Below are 22,233 nucleotides of genomic sequence, written 5' to 3'. Positions count from 1 at the left end.
TCGGGAGTTTGTCTTTTATTTTTTTCTTCCCTCAAACTCCGTTAGTTGCAAAAAGCTTCAAAAATAGGACCTTATCAGCCATGTCAGGATATTAGAGTGAATCCACGCTTGGTTTTGTAGGCGTTTGCCGTTTGTTTGAGTTTGTGATATAATTAACATAATCAAAAACTAAATAACAGGAGGAAACTACTTATGAAAGCAGTTGTTGTAAATCCAGAGGGAACTAATGTCCAACTCGTTGAAAATAAAGAAATGCGTCCGCTTGAAACAGGGGAAGCTCTCGTTGATATCGAATATTGCGGTGTCTGCCACACGGACCTGCACGTTGCTCACGGCGATTTTGGCAAGGTACCGGGGCGTGTTCTTGGCCACGAAGGTATCGGTATTGTCAAAGAAATCGCACCAGATGTAAAAAGTCTCAAAGTCGGAGACCGCGTCAGTGTCGCTTGGTTCTTTGAAGGCTGCGGCGCTTGTGAATACTGTACAACTGGCCGCGAAACCCTTTGCCGTACAGTAAAAAATGCTGGCTATTCAGTTGATGGTGGGATGGCAGAGCAATGTATCGTAACAGCTGACTACGCTGTCAAAGTCCCTGAAGGACTCGATCCTGCCCAAGCTTCTTCTATCACTTGTGCCGGTGTAACCACCTACAAGGCTATCAAAGAAGCCCAGCTGCAACCAGGCCAATGGACAGTTATCTTTGGAGCAGGTGGATTGGGTAACCTAGCGGTTCAATATGCTAAGAAGGTCTTTAATGCCCATGTCGTCGCTGTTGATATCAACAATGATAAGCTAGCTTTAGCCAAAGAAGTTGGTGCTGATATCGTCATCAACGGCCATGAAGTTGAAGATGTCGCTGCTCTCATCCAAGAAAAAACTGGTGGTGCGCATTCTGCCGTAGTAACAGCCGTTTCTAAAGTTGCCTTCAACCAATCTGTTGATTCTGTTCGTGCTGGCGGTCGGGTAGTTGCCGTTGGATTGCCATCTGAAATGATGGACCTCAGCATTGTCAAAACCGTTTTAGATGGTATCCAAGTCATCGGTTCCCTCGTTGGTACTCGCAAGGACTTGGAAGAAGCCTTCCAGTTTGGTGCTGAAGGATTAGTGGTTCCCGTCGTTCAAAAACGCCCTGTTTCAGATGCTGTGGATGTCTTTGACGAAATGGAAGCAGGTACCATTCAGGGACGTATGGTACTTGACTTCACACACTAATGCTTTAAAGCATGTCAGTCCCAACATTTACCAAACTCTTGGGAACTTATGATGGATAGACTTAATATTATTTAGGAACTTTTGCCATTATAGAGAGAGACTAAAGACATAAGATGCGATTTTTTGTCTTTGGTCCTCCCCTTTCTTTTTTGATAAATAAACACTTTCTCAAACAAAATTCTCTTCTGTCATTTCAAAAGTCTCTTTCATATTATTTCAATGTTTTTCATATATTAATCTGTTGTATTTTCTGTTTTCCTAATTTATTAAAACATTTCTATAGCTAAGGTTTGCTTATACCTATATTTATCAGGGTTTCAGCAAATACTGACATTTTTGAAAGAAAAAGTCGTTTTTAGGAACAAACGCTTGCATTTTTCATGAAAACGTTTTATAATAAACTTGCCTTAAAGTTTTCTTAAAACTTAAGCCAAACATTTTATAAGGAGGAATGTCAATAATGAGTATCGGAATCATTATTGCTAGCCACGGTGAATTTGCTGCTGGTATTCATCAATCAGGTTCAATGATTTTCGGTGAGCAGGAAAAAGTACAAGTTGTAACTTTCATGCCCAACGAAGGACCAGATGATCTCTATGCAAAGTTCAATGACGCTGTGGCTTCGTTTGATGCGGACGATGAAGTGTTGGTCTTGGCTGACCTTTGGAGTGGCTCTCCATTCAACCAAGCTAGCCGTGTCATGGGTGAAAATCCAGACCGCAAGTTCGCTATCATTACAGGCTTGAACCTGCCTATGCTGATTCAAGCTTATACAGAAAGGATGATGGATGCCAATGCCGGCGTTGATGCTGTTGTTGCTAACATCATCAAAGAAGCCAAGGAAGGAGTCAAAGCTCTGCCTGAAGAGCTGAATCCTGCTGCTGAAGAAGCAAATGCTCCTGCTGCAGCTGCTCCAGTTGCCCAAGCAGCGATCCCTGAAGGGACTGTAATCGGTGACGGCAAGCTCAAAATCAACCTTGCCCGGATCGACACACGCTTGCTGCACGGTCAGGTAGCAACAGCTTGGACGCCAGATTCAAAAGCAGACCGCATTATCGTTGCTTCTGACTCAGTGGCTCAGGACGAACTTCGTAAAGAATTGATTAAGCAAGCTGCACCAGGTAATGTCAAAGCCAATGTTGTGCCAATCGACAAATTGATTGCTGTTTCAAAAGACCCTCGCTTTGGCAACACTCATGCCTTGATTCTGTTTGAAACTCCTCAAGACGCCCTTCGTGCTGTTGAAGGCGGTGTGCCAATCAAGACCCTTAATGTCGGTTCTATGGCTCACTCAACTGGTAAAACAATGGTCAACAACGTACTGTCAATGGATAAGGAAGACGTTGCCACTTATGAAAAGCTTCGTGACCTTGGCGTTGAATTCGACGTACGTAAAGTACCAAATGACTCTAAAAAAGATTTGTTTGATTTGATTAAGAAAGCCAACGTGCAGTAGAATCAAACGTTTTGCTTTTATTAATTTACGAAAGGATTTAGAACATGTCTATTATTTCTATGGTTTTAGTAGTCTTTGTTGCCTTCTTAGCTGGCCTAGAAGGTATCTTGGACCAATTCCAATTCCACCAACCTCTGGTTGCTTGTACCTTGATTGGACTGGTAACTGGTAATTTGGCAGCCGGTGTTATGCTTGGTGGCTCTCTCCAGCTGATCGCTCTTGGCTGGGCTAATATCGGAGCTGCTGTAGCACCTGATGCTGCCCTCGCTTCTGTTGCCGCTGCTATCATCATGGTACTGGGTGGAGACTTCTCAAGCAAAGGAATCGCTGTAGCACAAGGTGTTGCTATTCCACTTGCTGTTGCTGGTCTCTTCTTGACTATGATTGTCCGTACTTTGTCAGTCGGTTTGGTTCACGGTGCAGATGCTGCTGCGAAAAAAGGCGACATCAAAGGCGTTGAACGCGCTCACTTTATCGCTCTCTTCATGCAAGGAGCACGTATTGCTATCCCTGCAGCACTTCTTTTGATGATTCCTGCTGAGTCCGTTAAAGCTGCTCTTGAAGCTATGCCAGCTTGGCTATCAGAAGGGATGCAAATCGGTGGTGGTATGGTCGTAGCCGTTGGTTATGCCATGGTTATCAACATGATGGCAACTCGTGAAGTATGGCCATTCTTCGCTATTGGTTTCGCTTTAGCTGCTGTCAGCGAACTCACTCTGATTGCCCTTGGTGCAATTGGTGTCGCTATCGCCCTCATCTACCTTGCCCTGTCTAAAAAAGGCGGAAATGGTGGCGGCGGAGCAACAGCTTCATCTAACGATCCAATCGGCGACATCCTAGAAGACTACTAAGAAAGGAGACACACTATCATGACAGAATTAAACACTGTAAAACCTGATGAGTCAGGAAAATTGACTCTTTCAAAGGCTGACCGTCAAAAAGTTTGGTGGCGTTCTACTTTCTTGCAAGGTTCTTGGAACTACGAACGTATGCAAAACTTGGGTTGGGCTTATTCACTGATTCCAGCTATTAAGAAACTTTATACTAAAAAAGAAGATCAAGCTGCTGCTCTTGAGCGTCACTTGGAATTCTTCAACACTCACCCATATGTTGCAGCTCCAATCATCGGAGTTACACTTGCGCTTGAAGAAGAAAAAGCAAATGGTGCAGCAATTGACGATGCAGCTATCCAAGGGGTTAAAATCGGTATGATGGGACCTCTGGCTGGTATCGGAGACCCTGTCTTCTGGTTCACAGTTCGTCCTATCCTTGGAGCACTTGGTGCATCTCTTGCTTTGACTGGAAATATCATTGGTCCACTTATCTTCTTCTTAGCTTGGAATGCTATCCGGATGGCTTTCCTCTGGTACACACAAGAATTGGGCTACAAGGCTGGTTCTGAAATCACTAAAGACATGTCTGGTGGTATCCTCCAAGACATTACCAAAGGTGCCTCAATTCTAGGTATGTTTATCTTGGCTGTTCTGGTTCAGCGTTGGGTATCTATTGAGTTTGTCTTTAACGTTTCATCTGTTAAGCTAGATGATAAAGCATATATCCATTGGGACAAATTGCCTAGTGGCTATAAGGGTATCCAAGAAGCCTTCGCTCAAGTAGGTCAAGGACTATCTCAAACCCCCGAAAAAGTTACAACTTTCCAACAAAACTTGGATTCCTTGATTCCTGGTTTGATGGGACTACTTCTAACTTTCGCTTGTATGTGGTTGCTTAAGAAGAAAGTATCCCCTATCACTATCATCATCGCCCTCTTCGTAGTTGGTGTACTAGCTCACGTTGCTGGTTTGATGTAATCAAAAAGAAGGTTTCGACCTTCTTTTTATTGTGGTATAATAGCTATATTATTTAAAAGGGAGTTACTCTATGGCACAGTCACAAAACAAAACAGTTGAGTTTAATACCACTGGCGTTTCCTATCTTGGATTAGGCGGTAAGGTTGGAAAATTTTTAATCGGCGAGACAGCTCTGGAGTTTTACGCTGATGCCAATGTAGAAGATTATATTCAGCTGCCTTGGACAAGCATCACAGCTATCGGCGCTAATGTTTCTGGCAAAAAAGTCAGCCGCCACTTTGAAATCTGGACCGACAAAGGAAAATTTCTTTTTGCTTCCAAAGACTCTGGTAAGATTCTCAAAATCGCGCGGGAGCATATTGGCAATGACAAGGTCGTTAGATTGCCGACCTTGATGCAAAAAATTGCTGGAATCTTTAAGAAGAAAAAACAGGGTTGAAAAAGTTTCAACCTTATTTTTTATATTTTCTGCTAAGACAAAGACTGCTTGTATCAGCAAAATGGAGCTAGCACAAAAAATCGGAAAGTGAAACAATCTGAGAATGCACTATTTCCCCCTTGAAATGATAGGATGGGGTAAGCTAACATTATCAATGCAAGACCGCATCATTAGATTTTAAAAAGTATAAACATCAGCTAAATTTTTCTCGAAAGTCCATGTCTTGACACCTTCAACATCACGGGCATCTAGCTGCTTAAATCCGTTCTTTTTGTAAAAACGACAGTTACTTTCTGTATGAGTAATCAAAGTAAGCCGCTGGCATTTCTCTTCTTTGGCAAGTTGCTCAAGTCCCTTTGAGATAAAAAGACCGCCAACTCCCTGTCCTTGATAATCAGGCAGCACACCCATCAGTTCAAGATATAGAGTTGAAATAGCCCTTTTCTTAGCTTCTTTACTCCCCTCCCCAAAGACTTTTTGAAAGGCTAAAAGCTGGGGAATATATTGCCACATCCTCCATGCTCCTGCCCGCAAAAAGGAAAGCATACCGACAGGATGATTACCGAGCTTATGAATAGTAGCGACCGCCATAAGACGCCCGTCCACTTCAGCAAGTAGGCAAATATGATGACGCATTGCCGCCTTAACCATAACTACATGCAATCTATTTAGAAAATCAATATAAGACTGGCTGCTGCTAAAAAGAGGACGGAATTTTTCTCTGTAGACCTCATGCTCAGCAAAAGCAGCAGTTGAAACCGAGACCGCAGCAGCAAGATCCCTTTCATCTGCTCTTCTAAAACGAATCATGATAGCTACCTCTTCAAATCTTTTCTGCTAATTTTTCTAAAAATGCCTGCCGTTTTTCAGCTGTAGACTGAGAAATATTCCCGAAATTCAACCAACGGCGCTGTCTAGCACCGATAGACTTAAAGGTATGGCCCAACATGGCTTTCTTGACGACATCACCACAGAAATACTTAAGATAGAAAGTCGGTGCTGCTGAAGTAGTAACAGCCAATACCTCTTTAATATTGGTCAGACAACCAACTAACTGGCGAGTTTTCGTCTCCTCGTAAATCTTATTTTTCAAAAAGACCTTATCTTCAAAGCCCTTGACAATAGCTGGCATATCCGCCCACCAGATAGGAAAAAGCATGATAAGGCGGTCACAGGATGCAAGAGCTTCCTGATATTTTAAAACCAATGGGTCTAGTGCCTGCCCTTTATTAAAAAGCGCTAGCTCTTCCTTGGTATAAACAGGGTTAAAACCATCCTCATAGAGATCAATCAGTTCATAGGTCTGACCTTTCTTCTTCAATAAGTCCTGAACCTGCTCTAAAATAGCATGGTTAAAGCTTTTATCATAGGGATGTGCATAAACAATGAGATTTTTAATCATGTTTGTATCCTCCTAGTAAATCATTGAACATTGAGCGATAGACTTCCTCATCAAAAGGCTCCAAACCTTTGGCAATAAAATGGCCATAGCCTGTGATGAAAGTGTCCAGCTTGAGCAAGAGAATCTTTTTCTCTTTCTGACTCTCAATAGGCAGCCTATCCAGATAATCCACTGTCTTGTTCCCGATTTCCAGAAGCTCACCTTTCCGGTAAGCCTCTATCGCCACAGGACTGAAAAAGAGAAAATCCATCATCCGACTGTTGGACTCATATTCCGAAAAAAGAAAGAGTCCTATCTGCCAAATGCAATCCAAAGGATCAGATACTCCGTCTAGATACTGCTCCTCTAAACGTCTAAGCTGGCTCTGGTTTTCCAAAAGACAGACCTGATAGTAAAGATCCTCCTTGTTTTCAAAAGCCTTGTAAAAAGCACCAGTCGTAACCCCAGCAAAGATGCCAGTTTCCTCAGGGGGATATTCTGATAGCCATATTCTCTGATAAGCTGGCTTGCCTTCTCAATCATACGGTCGCGCGTTGTTTGTTTTACCATAAGAACTCCTTTAGATAACTATGTTACCTTTATCTAAAGATAACATAGTTATCTTTTTCTGTCAAGATTTTTCCTATCCTGGGATTTACATTTTCCGGAAAATCCTGTATAATAGTCGAAACGGATAAGTACTATTGGGCACTTTTCAGAAAGTCTGCGGCGGCTGTGAGCAGATAAGGAGAAAATAGGAAATTCTACCGTTAGTTTAAAAATGAATAATTAAGCAAGTGCACTTTTGTGAAGTTGGATGGAACCGCGGCTCTGCCGCTCCAACAGTTTCATAAAGTGCTTTTTATTTTTGGAGGTACTTATGTTAGATTTAAAACGCATCCGAACGGACTTTGATTCTGTCGCTGAAAAATTAGCTACGCGAGGTGTTGACGCTGCTACCCTTAACCAAATGAAAACCATCGACAAAGAACGTCGAGATTTGTTAGTCAAGGTCGAAGAACTCAAGGCAGAGCGCAATACTGTTTCTGCTGAAATTGCCCAAGCTAAACGCAACAAAGAAAATGCAGATGACAAGATTTCTGCCATGCAAAAACTCTCTGCTGAAGTCAAGCACTTAGACGCAACCTTGGCTGAGCTAGACGCTAAGTTGACCGAGTTCACCACCACACTGCCTAATATTCCGCACGAAAGTGTTCCTGTCGGAGCAGACGAAGACGAAAACGTTGAAGTTCGTCGCTGGGTACACCGCGCCAATTTGACTTTGAAGCCAAGGCTCACTGGGATTTGGGTGAGGATTTGGACATCTTAGACTGGGAGCGTGGGGCAAAAGTTACTGGTGCTCGCTTCCTCTTCTATAAGGGCTTAGGAGCTCGATTAGAGCGTGCTATCTACAACTTCATGCTGGATGAGCATGGCAAAGAAGGCTACACAGAAGTCATCACTCCTTACATGGTCAACCACGATTCTATGTTTGGAACTGGGCAATATCCTAAGTTCAAAGAAGATACTTTCGAACTAGCTGATACTAACTTCGTTCTGATTCCGACTGCTGAAGTTCCGCTGACCAACTACTATCGAGACGAAATTCTAGACGGCAAAGAATTGCCAATCTACTTCACAGCTATGAGTCCGTCATTCCGCTCCGAAGCTGGCTCTGCTGGTCGTGACACGCGCGGTCTCATCCGTCTGCACCAGTTCCACAAGGTTGAAATGGTGAAATTTGCCAAGCCAGAAGAATCTTATCAAGAGCTGGAAAAGATGACTGCCAACGCTGAAAACATCCTGCAAAAGCTGAATTTACCTTACCGCGTTGTAGCACTCTGTACTGGGGATATGGGCTTCTCAGCTGCTAAGACCTACGACTTGGAAGTTTGGATTCCTGCTCAGAACACCTACCGTGAAATCTCTAGCTGCTCTAACACAGAAGATTTCCAAGCTCGTCGAGCTCAAATCCGCTACCGTGACGAAGCAGATGGCAAGGTCAAACTTCTTCATACTCTCAACGGTTCTGGACTGGCTGTCGGACGCACAGTAGCAGCTATCTTAGAAAATTACCAAAACGAAGATGGCTCTGTGACTATCCCAGAGGTTCTGCGTCCGTACATGGGTGGATTAGAAGTTATTGCGCCAAAATAAAAATCATATTATCCTGATACTTTGCCTGTATCAATAGGTCTAAGTTCAGACTTATTTTGCTAAAATTAAAAAAATCCGAGATAAACTCAGAGAAAATCAAAAACAGAGTTTCAAAGAGTGTCATCTCGGATTTTTTGTTATCTTTCTGGCTCGCAATGAGACTATATAGTAAAAACAAACATAGAGGACGATTACGAAAGCCAGCAGGGCTTCTACATGACTTAGCCAAACAAGCCAAACCCAACCTAGATAATCAAGTCCCAGTTTCAGTGCAAAAGCTGTATTGACAAGAGGAAAGGTCAAGGCTGACCAGCTAAGCTGAGGCCCCAGTCGGAAAATACGAGGTGAAAGCCATAGGACTAAGAGATAAAAGCCTTGCGATAAGAGGAGCAGCAAGGCAACAAACCAACCTTCTGCATCAGAACCAGCCAAACGGATATAACTTCCCAACAGGAGCGAGAAAGGTGCACAGTAAATGGCCCACTGCGGCTTTAAAGCATCAGGCAGGCTTTGTGACCGCCTAACCTTGTAAAACAAGGGATAGAGAATCAAGCTCAGTAGCAGAGCAAAAAACCAAGCTAAATAGCCCAAAAACGGCTGATGAACGACACCCTGAGTCAAGCTTGCCATGGCTAATCCAACATATAGGACCGTCCAGCTCGGGGTCAAAGATAATCCCTCGGCCTTAAGAACATACTTCCAAGTAAAGATAGCTATCAGAAAAATATGCAGCAGCAAGGCCAAGTACCAAAGCAGCTGACCCACCCAAAATAAGCCAACCTTGCTTAGGTAAGAAGCTAAGAGCATACTGGCCATAGGATAAGTCGCAAAGCTCGATAAGAAAGGTGGCTTTTGCAAATCTTGCCGATAGTCCGAAAATGATAGTACTAAAGCCAGTGTCAGATAAAGCCAAAGTATCAAAGCTAGACCATTCAAGAAGTGGAAAAAGATAGAATGGTAGTTCAGTAAAAGATTACCTAGACCAAATAGGCCAAGAATCAACCCAGATAAGAGAATGGGCGGTCGTTTGCTGTTCACGAAGCAACTCCTTTATAGTAATGTCTTAAAGCCCCTTTTCAATGACAATCAAACGTTTGTTTGCTATCATTTCTATGAAACTTCTAAAATATGCCGTAGCTGGACTGCACTCGGTGAGACAATGGGAAGAAAAGCTCCTTCGTTCCAACGGCGGATAAAGCCAGAAGTCGAATTACTCAAATATCCTCTGCCCCCACTAGCCTGCAGCTCCAAGAGCAGACTTTGGGCTACCACATCAACTATATCAATTCGCAGTTGGAAGAGCTCCTTAGGACGCTCAACGAAATAACTAGGCTGGAGAAGACCTCTATAGAGCTGATCCTGGATTGCAGTCAGAGCAGCCACTTGCTCCTCCCATTCCTTTCTCAAAATAGAGCGGACTGACAGATTAGCTTCGACCTCCGCCAGCGATTTCTCCGCTAGGCCAAGAGCCAGACCAAACTGATAACCGAGAAAAGCTGGGCGATTTTCTGCCAAAAAATCCAGGGCATCTTGTGCAAGAATCCATTCCTCTTGCAAAGGCACATGGTTAAAGGTCAGGGCAGCTGTATTTCCTCCTTGTAAAGATACAAACTCTAAATCCGCTGAACGGGAGAAATTCTCTGCGTCAGACGGGACAGCCAGAACCAACGGCTGGTGGCTCCCGTCTTCGAAACCAGCAACAAATATGCTGAGGAAGCGATCCGCGCGAGCATTGGTTACCCAAGGCAGACGCCCCTTCAGATAAAGCTGCCCGTCTTCCTCCACAATAGAGACATTTAGCTCTTCTAGGTCCGACAGGAATTTAACGGCATTAGACAGTGCTGTCGCACCTGCATATTCTCCTGACAGAAGCCCTTCCAAATAGTGGTCTCTAAAGTAGGGATTAGCAGACTTTAAGACGTTATCAATAAAGGTTCTTTGCCCCCAAGAGATAAAGGAAGCGGTCAAGGAATGGTGAGCCAGCTCCTTGAGCACTTCAATCACATCCGTATCATTGCCACCTCGGCCTCCCAGCTCTTCTGGAACGCCAACCCGAAAGGCTCCTTCAGCAGCGATACGCTCAATCAATTGATTGCCTGCTGCACAGGATTCTTTGTCAATTTGGTCAGCGTGGTCATCCAACCAGTTGATAAACTCTTCTGAAAAAAATGTCATTTGCCACCTCCTCAAAGACTAGGCATAAGGTTGCAATTCCGGATTAATTGGCGTGTTGGCCAGATTATTGGCATAATTGCAGAGGGTCGCAAGGCTGACACCTAGAACTACATCCAGAGCATTCTCATGCGTATAGCCCGCTTCTAGGAAGTCTGCCAAAGCCTCGTCTCCGACCCGTCCCTTAGTATTAATGACAGCAATGGTAAATTTAGCAAGCGTATCTAGCTTGGGATCTGTATCAATCGGAGTACGATTGCGCAGAGCCTCCAAAAGATCATCATTCATTTGAATCTGCTTGATTGAAAAAGCTGTATGACCCGCTACACAGAAAGCACAGCCATTAGTAACTGCAGCCGTTATCTGCACTACTTCACGCTCAGTCGGTGTCAGGCTGTTACGGCGATTGATAGCTCCAACCGTCCGATAAGTTTCCAAAGCCGTTGGCGCATTGGCCAAAAGACCGATAAGATTGGGAATGTAGCCACCGTTATCTTTTTGAACAGTTTCCAGGACTTCTTTTACCTCAGCTGGTGCGGACTCAATCGTGTGGATAGTAAATTCTGACATATGAAACCTCATTTCTTTTAATTAAAGACTATCTTAACATAGGACCAATGGCTTGTATAATATATATTTTATATAAGTCCTATAAATAGAATATAATGCGATTTTTCAAACTAAAATATATTACCCTCGTAAGGTGGCTCCACATCCATTCCAAACAAGAATCCGAAACGAGAAAAAGAAGCCTTTTGGCTTCGATTTTTTAATATTTCCTGAATCTCTGGTAGCGATTTTCCAGTAATTGCTCCAAGGACAGCTGAGACAGACTATCCAACTCAGCAACGATTTCTTCTTTCACTGCAGCCAGTAATTCATGGTTGTTAAAGCCTCTTTCAGGAATGACCTTATCTACCACTTCCATCTGCAAGAGCTCGTGTGAAGTAATTTTCATCAGCTCAGCCGCTTCCATAGCGCGGCTGCCGTCTTTCCAGAGGATAGAAGCAAAGCCTTCTGGACTAAGAACTGCATACATAGAGTTTTCCAGCATCCAGACCTTATCTGCTACAGCCAAAGCCAAGGCTCCGCCTGAGCCACCTTCACCAATGATGATGGCAATAATCGGCACTTTGAGATTGCTCATTTCCATCAAATTGCGGGCAATAGCTTCCCCTTGACCACGCTCCTCAGCACCGACACCAGGATAAGCACCTGCCGTATTGATGAAGGTTACCACAGGACGGCCAAATTTTTCCGCCTGTTTCATGAGACGTAGGGCCTTACGGTAGCCTTCCGGATGCGGCTGTCCAAAGTTTCGGCGCAAATTATCCTGCAAATTGCGACCTTTTTGAATACCGACCACAGTTACAGGCTGACCGTTTAGCGTCCCGATACCGCCAATGACCGCACCGTCATCTCGAAAAGAGCGATCTCCATGCAGCTCAACGAAGTTATCAAAAATTCCTTGTGCAAAATCCAGCGCAGTCAAACGAGCCTGATCACGCGCTTCTTTAATAATTCGAGTGATTTTTGTCATGCTTGACCTCCATGAAATGCTAATAAGGTAGCAAGTGTATCTCTCATGTCACCACGCTTGACGATGGCATCCACAAAACCATGCTCCATGAGAAATTCAGCCTTTTGAAAATCATCTGGCAGCTTCTCACGAACTGTGGACTCAATAACCCGACGCCCTGCAAATCCGACCAGAGCCTGTGTTTCAGCCAGAATAATATCACCTTCCATGGCAAAAGAGGCGGTGACACCACCAGTTGTCGGATCTGTCAAGACAGTCAAATAGAAGAGGCCTGCAGCAGAGTGACGCTGAACAGCCGCAGAGACCTTAGCCATCTGCATCAAGCTCATAATGCCCTCTTGCATCCGGGCACCGCCAGAAGCCGTAAACAGAACGACTGGCAATTTATGCTCTGTCGCATACTCAAAGAGGCGGGTAATCTTTTCACCCACTACTGTCCCCATAGAAGCCATGATAAAGTTCGAATCCATGATACCAAGAGCCGTTTTATGCCTCTTGATACTAGCCGTCCCAGTCAGAACTGCCTCATCTAAGCCTGTCTTCTCGCGGGTAAGAGCCAACTTCTCCTGATAGTTAGGGAAGTTCAGAGGATCCTTGGTTTCAATTCCAGTGAACATCTCCTCAAAACTGTTCTCATCCACGGTTAGATTTAAGCGCTCATGAGCAGAAATACGGAAATTATAGCCACAGTTAGGACACACACTGTCATTTCCAAGATCTTTTTGGTAAATGGTATGCTTACAACCTGGGCATTTCGAAAAGAGTTCGTCTGGTACCTCAGGCTTTGCTTGAGGCTTTTCCCGACTCGCTCGATTAGGATTGATACGGATATATTTATCCTTCTTTGAAAACAAAGCCATCGTTTACGTCTTCTCCTTTTCAAGATTTTATACTCAGGCACATCAAACAGCAAGAGCCACTGTCTTTCGAGTTTACAGAGCAGCTCTTACATGTCGCTTCTATTGTTTCTCTTGATAAGCCGGAAGGAACTTCTCCATGAGAAAAGCTGTGTCATAATCACCAGCAATTACATTAGGATCTGAGATTAAGTCCAGTTGGAAGCCGCTGTTGGTTACAACACCGTCAATTTCGAGTTCATAGAGTGCACGTTGCATCTTCATCAGAGCATCGAAGCGATTTTCCCCATGAACAATTATCTTCGCAATCATGCTATCGTAGTAAGGGGGGATGGTGTAGCCAGGATAGACGGCTGAATCCACACGCAGCCCCACTCCACCGCTCGGTAGATAAACATTTGAAATCTTACCAGGACTCGGCGCAAAGTTAAAGGCTGGATTTTCAGCATTGATCCGACACTCAATTGCATGCCCTCGGATTTCAACATCATCCTGACTGAAAGACAGCTCTTGACCGTTTGCAATCTTGATTTGCTCTTTTACAATATCCACACCAGTGACAAACTCGGTGACTGGATGCTCAACCTGCACCCGAGTGTTCATCTCCATAAAGTAGAATTCACCCTTGGCTTCATCGAGAAGAAACTCAATTGTACCGGCATTTTCATAGCCGACAGACTGAGCAGCCCGAACAGCTGCTTCACCAATCTGCTGACGTAGGGTTTTCCCAATCGCTACAGATGGACTTTCTTCCAGCACTTTCTGATTATTACGCTGCAAAGAGCAATCCCGCTCGCCCAAGTGGACCACATGCCCCTGCTGATCTGCCAAAATCTGCACTTCAATATGACGCGCTGGATAGATGACTCGCTCCATATACATGGCACCATTACCAAAGGCTGCTTTTGCTTCGCTAGAAGCAGACTCAAAGGCCGCTACTAAATCCTCAGCCTTTTCAACCTTACGAATACCCTTGCCGCCGCCGCCAGCAGAAGCTTTAAGCATGACTGGATAGCCTATCTTTTCAGCGACTTCCAAGGCTTCTTCAGAGGTATGAACCTCTCCATCAGAACCTGGGATGACCGGCACTTTCGCCTTAATCATCTGAGCCCGAGCATTAATCTTGTCCCCCATCAAGTCCATAACAGCACCTGAAGGTCCAATAAACTTAATGCCAACTTCTTCGCACATGGTCGCAAATTTGGAGTTTTCGCTCAAAAAACCAAAACCAGGATGAATGGCTTCTGCACCTGTCAGAACAGCAGCAGACAGGACTGCATTCATATTCAGATAAGAATCAGTGGACTTGGCTGGACCGATGCAGACGGCCTCATCAGCCAGTAAGGTATGGAGTGCTTCCTTGTCAGCCGTTGAATAGACGGCTACCGTATCAATTCCCAACTCGCGGGCTGCACGAATAATTCTGACCGCAATTTCCCCACGGTTAGCAATTAAAATTTTACGAAACATGGTGAAAGCTCCTTTTATCTACTGGCCAATCGCAAAGGTCAAAGTACCGCTGGCTGCAAGTTTTCCGTCAACTTCTGCTTTCGCCTCTACAACCGCAATCGTTCCGCGGCGCTTGACAAACTTAGCTGTCATAATCAGCTGGTCACCTGGTACAACTTGCTTCTTGAACTTAACCTTGTCCATGCCAGCATAGAAGACCAGTTTGCCCTTATTTTCTTCTTTAGACAATTCCAGCACTCCAGCCGTTTGAGCCAGAGCTTCCATGATTAAGACACCTGGCATAACCGGGTATTGAGGAAAATGTCCGTTAAAGAATGGTTCATTGACTGTCACATTCTTCAGAGCGACAATCTCATCTTCACTAACTTCCAAAACGCGGTCTACCAAAAGCATCGGATAGCGGTGCGGAAGTGCTTCTTTTATTGCATTGATATCAATCATTTGATGCGTACCAGCCCTTTCCCAAATTCAACCATTTCTTCATTCTCAACTAGAATTTCTGTAACCAGACCATCTTTAGGTGCTGGAACTTCATTCATGACCTTCATCGCTTCAATAATCATCAGGGTTTGACCTTTTTTAACTTGGTCTCCAACAGATACAAACGGCGGCTTGTCTGGACCAGCTGCTAAGTAAGCCACACCAACCAAAGGACTTTCCACAACATCACCTTCAGCAGCAGGTGCCGGAGCTTCTGAAACTGTTTCTGGCTCTGCAGGCGGAGCTGCTTGAGGAGTTGGCTCAATCACAGGCGCACTCGCAGCCTGCAAAGGTGCAGCAATTGGAGCTGCACTGGCTGTTGGAACTGGAGCCTGACCTTCATTCTTACTAAAAGTCAGCTCATCGCTCTGATTTTTGTAAGAAAACTCACGCAGACTAGACTGGTCAAACTGCGCCATTAAATCTTTAATTTCGTTGATATTCATAGGTTTTTAAGCCTCCCAGCGTTTAAAGGCAAGAACGGCATTGTGGCCGCCAAAGCCAAATGTATTAGAAATCGCATAAGGGATTTCCTGTTCCTTACCTTGACCGTAAATAACGTTGGCTTCAATATAGTCTGGCAGCTCTGTTGTACCAGCTGTTTTTGGCACATAGCTATGACGCATTGCTTCAATCGTTGCAATAGCCTCAACTGCGCCCGCCGCTCCGAGCAGGTGTCCTGTAAAGGATTTAGTTGAAGACACCGCTACATCTTTACCAAAGACAGAAACAATGGCTCCGCTTTCGCCTTTTTCGTTAGCAGGGGTTGATGTACCGTGAGCATTGACATAAGCTACATCTTTCGGCTCAATTTCAGCTTCTTCAACCGCTTGTTTGATCGCCTTGATAGCTCCCAAACCTTCTGGATGCGGAGAAGTCATATGGTAAGCGTCACAAGTATGACCGTATCCTACCACCTCAGCCAAGATAGTAGCTCCGCGTTTCTCAGCATGTTCCAAACTTTCCAGAACCAGCATACCAGAACCTTCACCCATGACAAAGCCATTGCGGTCCTTGTCAAAAGGAATAGAAGCGCGCTTAGGATCTTCTGTCGTAGAAAGAGCTGTCAGAGCTTGGAAACCAGCAATCGCAAATGGTGTAATAGACGCCTCTGAACCACCAACCAGCATCACATCTTGATAACCGAATTTAATTGAGCGGAAAGCTTCACCAATCGCATCATTTGCTGAGGCACAGGCCGTATTGACAGACTTACAGATACCATTGGCACCAAAGCGCATCGCTACATTTCCTGCACCCATATTTGGCAAAGCTTTTGGCAAGGTCAAAGGTTTGATACGTTTAGGACCTTTTTCATGCAAGCGAACAACCTGTTCTTCAATTTCCTGAATCCCTCCGATACCTGAAGCCACAATGACACCAAAGCGATCCTTATCCAAGGCATCTACATCCAAGTGAGCATTGTTGACCGCTTCTTGAGAAGCATAAAGCGCATAAAGAGTGTAATTATCATAACGGTTGGTATCCTTTTTGACAAAATATTTATCAAAAGGGAAATTCTGAATTTCCGCCGCATTGTGAACACTATATTCACTATGATCAAATTTAGTAATTGGACCGATTCCAATGTTGCCTTCTTTTAAATTATTCCAGAATTCTTCTGGAGTATTCCCGATAGGTGAAGTTAAGCCGTATCCTGTTACAACAACTCGATTAAGTTTCATATTGAGCTCCTTTATTTAGATGAATCAACTGATTTTCTACTCATCATTATTCAAAAAACTGTGACTTACTGCATAGTAAAGCCGCCATCAATCGTAAGGACTTGTCCCGTCAAGTATTCTTGGCTAGCCAAGAAGAGAGCAACATCTGCTACTTCTTCTGGAGTACCAAAACGCTTCATTGGAATGAGTGCCAGAGACGCCGCCTTTACTTTTTCTGGAAGTACATCTGTCATATCAGATGCAATAAAGCCAGGGGCAATGCAGTTGACACGGATATTACGCGCTGCTACTTCACGCGCAACTGATTTAGAAAAACCAATCAGACCGGCCTTGGACGCTGCATAGTTAGCCTGACCGACGTTCCCTGCCAGACCAACGACACTTGACAGACTGATGATAGCACCTTGACGAGCTTTTGTCATCGGTTTCAGGACTGATTGCGTCATATTGAATGCCCCAGTAAGATTCACTTTCAGCACCCGCTCAAAATCTTCTTCCGTCATTTTCAGCATGAGCTTATCACGTGTAATACCAGCGTTATTGATCAGTACATCAACAGATCCCAAGGCTGCAACAGCTTCTTCTACCATTCGCTGGGCATCTTCAGCTTTGGAAACATCTCCAATAACAGTTACAACTTTCCCAGAATAGCCGGCAAATCCAGCCAAAACATCATCAGAAATCTCCGCTAGTCCGTTTAAGACGATATTGGCACCGACACTAGCAAATTTATGCGCAATTGCCAATCCAATTCCGCGAGCGGACCCAGTAATTAATACATTCTTGTTTTGTAATTCCATGATGATTCCTCATTATTTTTCTAGAAGAGCATTTAAACTTTCCACATCTTCAACTTGGCGGACATCCGCAGACTTATCAATTTTCTTAATAAAACCAGACAGAACTTTGCCAGGACCAATTTCGATAAACTCAGTCACACCAGCTTCCTGCATTTTAGCAATGCTGTCATAGAAACGCACTGGCTCCATTACCTGACGAGTCAAAAGCTCTCTGACTCTCTCTTTTTCCATCACAGTTGCTTCTGTATTTCCAACTAATGGCCGCACAAAATCTGAAAACTCAACTGTTTCCAAGACTTCTGCTAATCGCTCGCTGGCTGGCTTTAAAAGCGCCGTATGGAAAGGTCCGGATACATTGAGTGGGATTAAGCGCTTGACACCGGCATCTTTCAAAAGCTCCACAGCCTTGTCCACTGCTGCCACTTCTCCTCCGATAACGATTTGACTAGGCGTATTATAGTTGGCTGGTGAGACTACACCAATAGCACTTGCTTCTTGACAGACCGCTTCAATGAGAGAAACCTCAGTATTTAAAACTGCGACCATTTTCCCAGAACCAGCTGGAGCTGCCTCTTCCATAAAGCTGCCACGCTTAGCAACCAAGGCCACCGCCGTCTTGAAATCAAGGGCGCCCGCAGCCACCAAGGCAGAATATTCTCCAAGAGAGAGACCAGCTACCATGTCAGGCTCTACTCCCTTATCAGCTAAGAGTCGATAAATAGCTACTGAAGTCGTTAAAATAGCCGGTTGCGTATAGCGAGTTTGATTGAGCTTTTCCTCATCCTGATCGATCAAAGCTCGGACATCATAGCCTAGAACTTGGCTAGCCTCATCAAAAGTTGACCGCACAAGCTCATACTGATCATAAAGCTCGCGCCCCATTCCAAGGTACTGCGCTCCCTGACCGGCAAAGAGAAAGGCTCTTTTAGTCATTTCTAGTTACTCCTGCCCAACGTTTTGCTTCCTGCTGAATCTTCTCAGCAGCACCGTAGTAGATATCTTTGAGGATTTCTTCGACTGTTTCTTCCTTACTGATTAAACCAGCAATTTGACCAGACATGACGGAACCATTTTCCACATCTCCGCGAACAACCGCATTGGCCAAAGCACCAGCTCCAAGATTTTCAAAAACAGTCAAATCTGGATTTTCTTGCTTGAAGGCTTCTTTTTCTGCCTTTTCGAAATCACGCGTCAACTTATTCTTAATAGCACGAACCGCATGACCGAAATGCTGGGCAGAGATAGTTGTATCAATATCACGAGCCTTCAAAATCATATCCTTGTAGTTCTGATGGGCATTGGATTCCTTAGCGACGACAAAGCGAGTTCCGACCTGAACGGCCTCGGCTCCCAGCATAAATCCAGCTGCAGCCCCAGAACCGTCCGCAATACCACCGGCAGCAATAACCGGAATGCTGACTGCTTCTGCAACCTGACGAACCAAGGACATGGTAGTCAATTTTCCAATGTGACCACCGGCTTCCATACCTTCTGCGATGACTGCATCCGCACCGATTTTTTCCATCCGCTTAGCCAAGGCCACGCTTGGAACAACAGGGATAACTGTAATCCCCGCTTCATGGAAACGAGCCATGTGCTTGCTTGGATTACCCGCACCAGTCGTTACTACTTTTACACCCTCTTCAATAACGAGATCCACAATGTCGTCTGCAAAAGGAGAAAGGAGCATGATGTTAACTCCGAAAGGACGGTCCGTCAAAGACTTAATCTTGTCAATATTAGCCTTTACCACTTCCTTGGGCGCATTTCCGCCACCGATGATACCAAGACCGCCAGCTTTTGAAACTGCGCCAGCCAAGTCACCGTCAGCAACCCAGGCCATCCCGCCTTGGAAAATAGGATAATCAATATTCAATAATTCTGTAATACGTGTTTGCATAATACCTTCCTTTTATCATTGCTTAAGTAATAGCTTGATCTCAAACTATCACATGCTAGATGTATTTTCTTTACTTTGACAGTCAAACTATTACCTAAACAAGAGAGAATATCTTTCGATACTCTCAGTTACTTGCTTATTTAGTTTTTTCTTCTACATAAGCAACCAAATCACCAACTGTGTTCAAACCTTCTTCAGTTTCGATTTGGATGTCAAATGCATCTTCAATTTCTGAAATCACTTGGAACAAGTCCAATGAATCTGCTTCAAGATCATCGAAAGTTGACTCAAGAGTAACTTCTGATGGCTCTTTGCCAAGTTCTTCAACGATAATTTCTTGTACTTTTTCAAATACTGCCATGGATAGACTCCTTTAAAAATAAAATATTTTTTATCATGTGTTTCCACTTGATTAACTAAATTGTAACAATAAGCGTGCCCCATGTCAAACCTCCACCGAAACCTGACATCAAAATTGTCTGATTTCCGTTCAGTTTGATTAGTCCTTGCTCGACACACTCAGATAATAAAATCGGGATGCTAGCTGCACTAGTATTGCCATATTCCATCATATTAGCTGGAAGTTTCTCCCGCGCAACACCAAGCTTCTTAGCCATTTTATCCAAAATACGGATATTGGCCTGATGCAGCAACAGAAAATCCAAATCTTCCGCTGAAAGCTGACTGCTTTCGATGGTTTCTTTGATAGAACGAGCAACATCACGAATAGCAAAGTCGAAAATAGCTCTACCGTCCATTGTCAGATAAGGCTGATTCTCACCTTTTTCAGAAAAAGGTGAAGCCAAACCGATTTTTCCGCTGGTCAGACTATCTCCGCGAGATCCGTCAGTAAACTGACTTTCTGCCAAAAAATACTGTTCTGAAGCACTTTCCAACAATACACCGCCAGCACCATCTCCAAAGAGAACAGCCGTTGAACGATCCGACCAATCTACCGTCTTAGAAAGGGTCTCACTACCTATGATTAGACCTTTTTGATAACGACCTGAAGAAATTAATTTTTCTCCAGTCGATAAGGCGAAGATAAAGCCACTGCAGGCCGCCGTCAGATCAAAGGCAAATGCATTCTTGGCCCCAATATTTGCCTGTACTCTCGCAGCAGTTGAAGGCATTAAAGAATCCGGCGTAATGGTTGCAACAATGATAAAGTCTAGGTCTTGAGCAGAAATCCCTGATTTTTGCAGCAAATTCTCTGCTACTTTTGTAGCTAAATCACTGGTCGTCTCATCTGACGATAAATGGCGTTTTTTAATCCCAGTTCGACTTGAAATCCACTCATCACTGGTATCCATAATCTCTGCTAAATCATCATTGCTGACAACCTGACGGGGAGCATAATGAGCCACTTGGCTAATCTTAGCATAGTTCATTATTTCAAATCCTCTAGGAAACTATATAAATTTTGCAGGCCCTTTTGCATCACTTGTCTCTCTTCTGGACTCATCCCATCCACTACCTGCATGACCATGCGGTTGTGGAATCGCTTGTGAAGACGATACAAAAGCCGCCCATTCTTTGTCAAATTCAGATGCACCACACGACGGTCAACTTCCGACCGACGCCGCTCAATATAACCCTTACGCTCCAGATTATTCAAACTAGTCGTAACAGTTCCCAAAGTAACCATCAATTCTCGTGATATATCACTTGGAGTAGCATTTGGGGTTGTGCCGATGACATCTATTGTATGCATTTCCTTAATGGAGACATCGTTGAAGCGACTGCTTCTTAGGCTCGATTCTTCAATAACCAAGACATTATTGAAAATAGACGTTAAGTAATCATTTACTAACTGAAAATTCAAAACCAGACCTCCTTAAGAAAATACTTTGACAATCAAATTTTATCAGATAGAAAAACAATTTGCAAGCTTTTTTGAAAATTAATTTGATTTTCAAATATTTTCGTAAACAACTTGCAAAATAAGCAACCTTGAACCTATACATTATTTACCAGTGAAGTTTGGACGACGTTTCTCAGAATAAGCCCGAACACCTTCTTTGAAATCCTCTGTGAAAGCCAGCGATTTCTGCAATTCTAACTCTAGTTCTGCATACTCAGACCAGCCGCTGAACAAACTCTTCCAGACCATTTCTTTCATGGCTCTGTAAGAATTAAGAGAACCGCGTTTGAGCTTCTTCAGCAACTGTTCCGTTGTTTTTTCCAATTTCTCTGCTTCACAGACTTTATAAAGCAAGCCATAATCCAGAGCTTTCTCTGCAGTCAGAGCTTCACCAGTCATAACCAGGTGGGTCGCACGAGTCACCCCGATAGCACGAGCCAGTAAGAAAAGACCGCCAGCATCTGGCGCCAGACCAACACCGACAAAGGCCTGAATGAAACGTGATTTTTCAGTCGCAATACAGAAATCTGCTGCAACGACCATATTGGCAGCCGCACCAGCAACAGGACCATCAACACTCATGATGACAGGCTTAGGAAGACGTTTCATAGCAAAAGAAATATCATTAACCAATTCAGCGATTTTCACCAAGGATTGGACATCATCATCACTGACTGCTCTCTGCATCTCAGCCAAGTCTCCACCCACTGAAAAAACCTTTCCATTCGCTTTGATAACTAAAAATTTGACGGACTCATCCTTTGCAGCAAGTTCAATAGCCTCTATAATTTCCTCACACATAGGAATATTAAAGCCATTTGAAACTTCAGGACGATTGAAAGTAATCGTTGCTACTTCATCTGCTACATGATAGAGAATTCCATTAAATGTCATTTCAGCTCCATTCCCGACCCGATCTCAAATCAGCCGTTTTGTTTTATTCTTAAATAATTTGATATTCAAATTATACACAACTTATATTTTATCATAAAATATAAAAGAAAGGAAA

Annotated in this window: 24 protein-coding genes and 3 pseudogenes; 7 read left to right on the top strand and 20 right to left on the bottom strand. The window is 44.0% G+C overall.

What is annotated here, in order from left to right:
- Positions 1 to 192: 192 nt before the first annotated feature.
- The 5 genes from adhP (at position 193) to FFV08_02585 (ending at position 4,918) form a co-directional block, all read left to right on the top strand.
- Positions 193 to 1,212: an alcohol dehydrogenase AdhP gene (gene adhP, locus FFV08_02605; protein QLB51652.1), complete on the top strand. Its 1,020-nt coding sequence runs from the start codon at positions 193 to 195 to the stop codon at positions 1,210 to 1,212.
- A 451-nt stretch (positions 1,213 to 1,663) separates the two neighbouring features.
- On the top strand, positions 1,664 to 2,668 hold the full coding sequence (gene manX / locus FFV08_02600) for a PTS mannose transporter subunit IIAB (GenBank protein QLB51651.1): 1,005 nt from the start codon (positions 1,664 to 1,666) through the stop codon (positions 2,666 to 2,668).
- A 44-nt stretch (positions 2,669 to 2,712) separates the two neighbouring features.
- The gene (locus FFV08_02595; GenBank protein QLB51650.1) at positions 2,713 to 3,519 is read left to right on the top strand and encodes a PTS mannose/fructose/sorbose transporter subunit IIC; all 807 of its coding nucleotides are present in this window, start codon (positions 2,713 to 2,715) and stop codon (positions 3,517 to 3,519) included.
- Between the two features lie 18 nt (positions 3,520 to 3,537).
- Positions 3,538 to 4,479 (top strand): PTS mannose/fructose/sorbose transporter family subunit IID, encoded by a 942-nt coding sequence (locus FFV08_02590; protein ID QLB51649.1) that lies wholly within the window; start codon positions 3,538 to 3,540, stop codon positions 4,477 to 4,479.
- 70 nt (positions 4,480 to 4,549) lie between these two features.
- The gene (locus FFV08_02585; GenBank protein QLB51648.1) at positions 4,550 to 4,918 is read left to right on the top strand and encodes a DUF956 family protein; all 369 of its coding nucleotides are present in this window, start codon (positions 4,550 to 4,552) and stop codon (positions 4,916 to 4,918) included.
- Here the strand turns inward: FFV08_02585 and FFV08_02580 are convergent.
- From FFV08_02580 to FFV08_02565, 4 genes and pseudogenes are all read right to left on the bottom strand, one after another.
- Positions 4,877 to 5,089 (bottom strand): annotated as a pseudogene (locus FFV08_02580) (hypothetical protein). The gene FFV08_02585 and the pseudogene FFV08_02580 overlap by 42 nt on opposite strands.
- 6 nt (positions 5,090 to 5,095) lie before the next feature.
- A complete protein-coding gene (locus tag FFV08_02575; GenBank protein ID QLB51647.1) occupies positions 5,096 to 5,728 on the bottom strand; it encodes a GNAT family N-acetyltransferase in 633 nt (210 codons plus the stop codon).
- 13 nt (positions 5,729 to 5,741) lie between these two features.
- On the bottom strand, positions 5,742 to 6,320 hold the full coding sequence (locus FFV08_02570; protein QLB51646.1) for an NAD(P)H-dependent oxidoreductase: 579 nt from the start codon (positions 6,318 to 6,320) through the stop codon (positions 5,742 to 5,744).
- Positions 6,313 to 6,869, bottom strand: a pseudogene (locus tag FFV08_02565) (TetR/AcrR family transcriptional regulator). The gene FFV08_02570 and the pseudogene FFV08_02565 overlap by 8 nt, the downstream one beginning before the upstream one ends.
- Before the next feature lie 310 nt (positions 6,870 to 7,179).
- Here FFV08_02565 and serS point away from each other — a divergent pair.
- A pseudogene (serS, locus tag FFV08_02560) lies at positions 7,180 to 8,456 on the top strand (serine--tRNA ligase).
- Between the two features lie 64 nt (positions 8,457 to 8,520).
- On the top strand, positions 8,521 to 8,625 hold the full coding sequence (locus FFV08_02555; GenBank protein QLB53262.1) for a hypothetical protein: 105 nt from the start codon (positions 8,521 to 8,523) through the stop codon (positions 8,623 to 8,625).
- Here the strand turns inward: FFV08_02555 and FFV08_02550 are convergent.
- The 16 genes from FFV08_02550 to FFV08_02475 all read right to left on the bottom strand — a co-directional run bounded on the left by FFV08_02550 (position 8,577) and on the right by FFV08_02475 (position 22,118).
- On the bottom strand, positions 8,577 to 9,494 hold the full coding sequence (locus FFV08_02550) for a TDT family transporter (protein ID QLB51645.1): 918 nt from the start codon (positions 9,492 to 9,494) through the stop codon (positions 8,577 to 8,579). The two genes, FFV08_02555 and FFV08_02550, sit on opposite strands and share 49 nt — an antisense overlap.
- A gap of 72 nt (positions 9,495 to 9,566) precedes the next feature.
- Positions 9,567 to 10,631, bottom strand: coding sequence for an acyl-CoA dehydrogenase (locus FFV08_02545; GenBank protein QLB51644.1), 1,065 nt, complete (start codon positions 10,629 to 10,631; stop codon positions 9,567 to 9,569).
- Between the two features lie 18 nt (positions 10,632 to 10,649).
- A complete protein-coding gene (locus tag FFV08_02540; GenBank protein ID QLB51643.1) occupies positions 10,650 to 11,198 on the bottom strand; it encodes a carboxymuconolactone decarboxylase family protein in 549 nt (182 codons plus the stop codon).
- A 199-nt stretch (positions 11,199 to 11,397) separates the two neighbouring features.
- Positions 11,398 to 12,168 (bottom strand): acetyl-CoA carboxylase carboxyl transferase subunit alpha, encoded by a 771-nt coding sequence (locus FFV08_02535; protein ID QLB51642.1) that lies wholly within the window; start codon positions 12,166 to 12,168, stop codon positions 11,398 to 11,400.
- Positions 12,165 to 13,028: an acetyl-CoA carboxylase carboxyltransferase subunit beta gene (locus tag FFV08_02530; protein QLB51641.1), complete on the bottom strand. Its 864-nt coding sequence runs from the start codon at positions 13,026 to 13,028 to the stop codon at positions 12,165 to 12,167. The genes FFV08_02535 and FFV08_02530 overlap by 4 nt, the downstream gene beginning before the upstream one ends.
- A 99-nt stretch (positions 13,029 to 13,127) precedes the next feature.
- On the bottom strand, positions 13,128 to 14,495 hold the full coding sequence (locus FFV08_02525) for an acetyl-CoA carboxylase biotin carboxylase subunit (GenBank protein ID QLB51640.1): 1,368 nt from the start codon (positions 14,493 to 14,495) through the stop codon (positions 13,128 to 13,130).
- A gap of 18 nt (positions 14,496 to 14,513) precedes the next feature.
- Positions 14,514 to 14,936, bottom strand: coding sequence for a 3-hydroxyacyl-ACP dehydratase FabZ (gene fabZ / locus FFV08_02520; GenBank protein QLB51639.1), 423 nt, complete (start codon positions 14,934 to 14,936; stop codon positions 14,514 to 14,516).
- Positions 14,933 to 15,421, bottom strand: a complete 489-nt coding sequence (locus FFV08_02515; GenBank protein ID QLB51638.1) for an acetyl-CoA carboxylase biotin carboxyl carrier protein — start codon at positions 15,419 to 15,421, stop codon at positions 14,933 to 14,935. The genes fabZ and FFV08_02515 overlap by 4 nt, the downstream gene beginning before the upstream one ends.
- Before the next feature lie 6 nt (positions 15,422 to 15,427).
- Complete coding sequence (gene fabF / locus FFV08_02510) at positions 15,428 to 16,660, bottom strand: beta-ketoacyl-ACP synthase II (GenBank protein ID QLB51637.1); 1,233 nt, start codon at positions 16,658 to 16,660, stop codon at positions 15,428 to 15,430.
- A gap of 65 nt (positions 16,661 to 16,725) precedes the next feature.
- The gene (gene fabG, locus FFV08_02505) at positions 16,726 to 17,460 is read right to left on the bottom strand and encodes a 3-oxoacyl-[acyl-carrier-protein] reductase (protein ID QLB51636.1); all 735 of its coding nucleotides are present in this window, start codon (positions 17,458 to 17,460) and stop codon (positions 16,726 to 16,728) included.
- A 12-nt stretch (positions 17,461 to 17,472) separates the two neighbouring features.
- Positions 17,473 to 18,393 carry an ACP S-malonyltransferase gene (gene fabD, locus FFV08_02500; GenBank protein ID QLB51635.1) on the bottom strand — a complete coding sequence of 307 codons (921 nt, stop codon included), beginning with the start codon at positions 18,391 to 18,393 and terminating at the stop codon, positions 17,473 to 17,475.
- Positions 18,386 to 19,360, bottom strand: a complete 975-nt coding sequence (gene fabK, locus FFV08_02495) for an enoyl-[acyl-carrier-protein] reductase FabK (GenBank protein QLB51634.1) — start codon at positions 19,358 to 19,360, stop codon at positions 18,386 to 18,388. Before fabK ends, fabD begins: the two co-directional genes overlap by 8 nt.
- A 136-nt stretch (positions 19,361 to 19,496) precedes the next feature.
- Positions 19,497 to 19,721 (bottom strand): acyl carrier protein, encoded by a 225-nt coding sequence (locus tag FFV08_02490; protein ID QLB51633.1) that lies wholly within the window; start codon positions 19,719 to 19,721, stop codon positions 19,497 to 19,499.
- 55 nt (positions 19,722 to 19,776) lie between these two features.
- Positions 19,777 to 20,751: a ketoacyl-ACP synthase III gene (locus FFV08_02485; protein QLB51632.1), complete on the bottom strand. Its 975-nt coding sequence runs from the start codon at positions 20,749 to 20,751 to the stop codon at positions 19,777 to 19,779.
- Entirely contained in the window at positions 20,751 to 21,185 is a 435-nt protein-coding gene (locus FFV08_02480) for a MarR family transcriptional regulator (GenBank protein ID QLB51631.1), read from the bottom strand. The genes FFV08_02485 and FFV08_02480 overlap by 1 nt, the downstream gene beginning before the upstream one ends.
- A 141-nt stretch (positions 21,186 to 21,326) precedes the next feature.
- Complete coding sequence (locus tag FFV08_02475) at positions 21,327 to 22,118, bottom strand: enoyl-CoA hydratase (protein QLB51630.1); 792 nt, start codon at positions 22,116 to 22,118, stop codon at positions 21,327 to 21,329.
- Positions 22,119 to 22,233: the final 115 nt, after the last annotated feature.

Origin of the sequence: Streptococcus sanguinis, from assembly GCA_013378335.1 — a bacterium.
Classification (GTDB): Bacteria; Bacillota; Bacilli; order Lactobacillales; family Streptococcaceae; genus Streptococcus; species Streptococcus sanguinis_I.
This window is presented reverse-complemented; position numbering and strand designations above follow the sequence as displayed.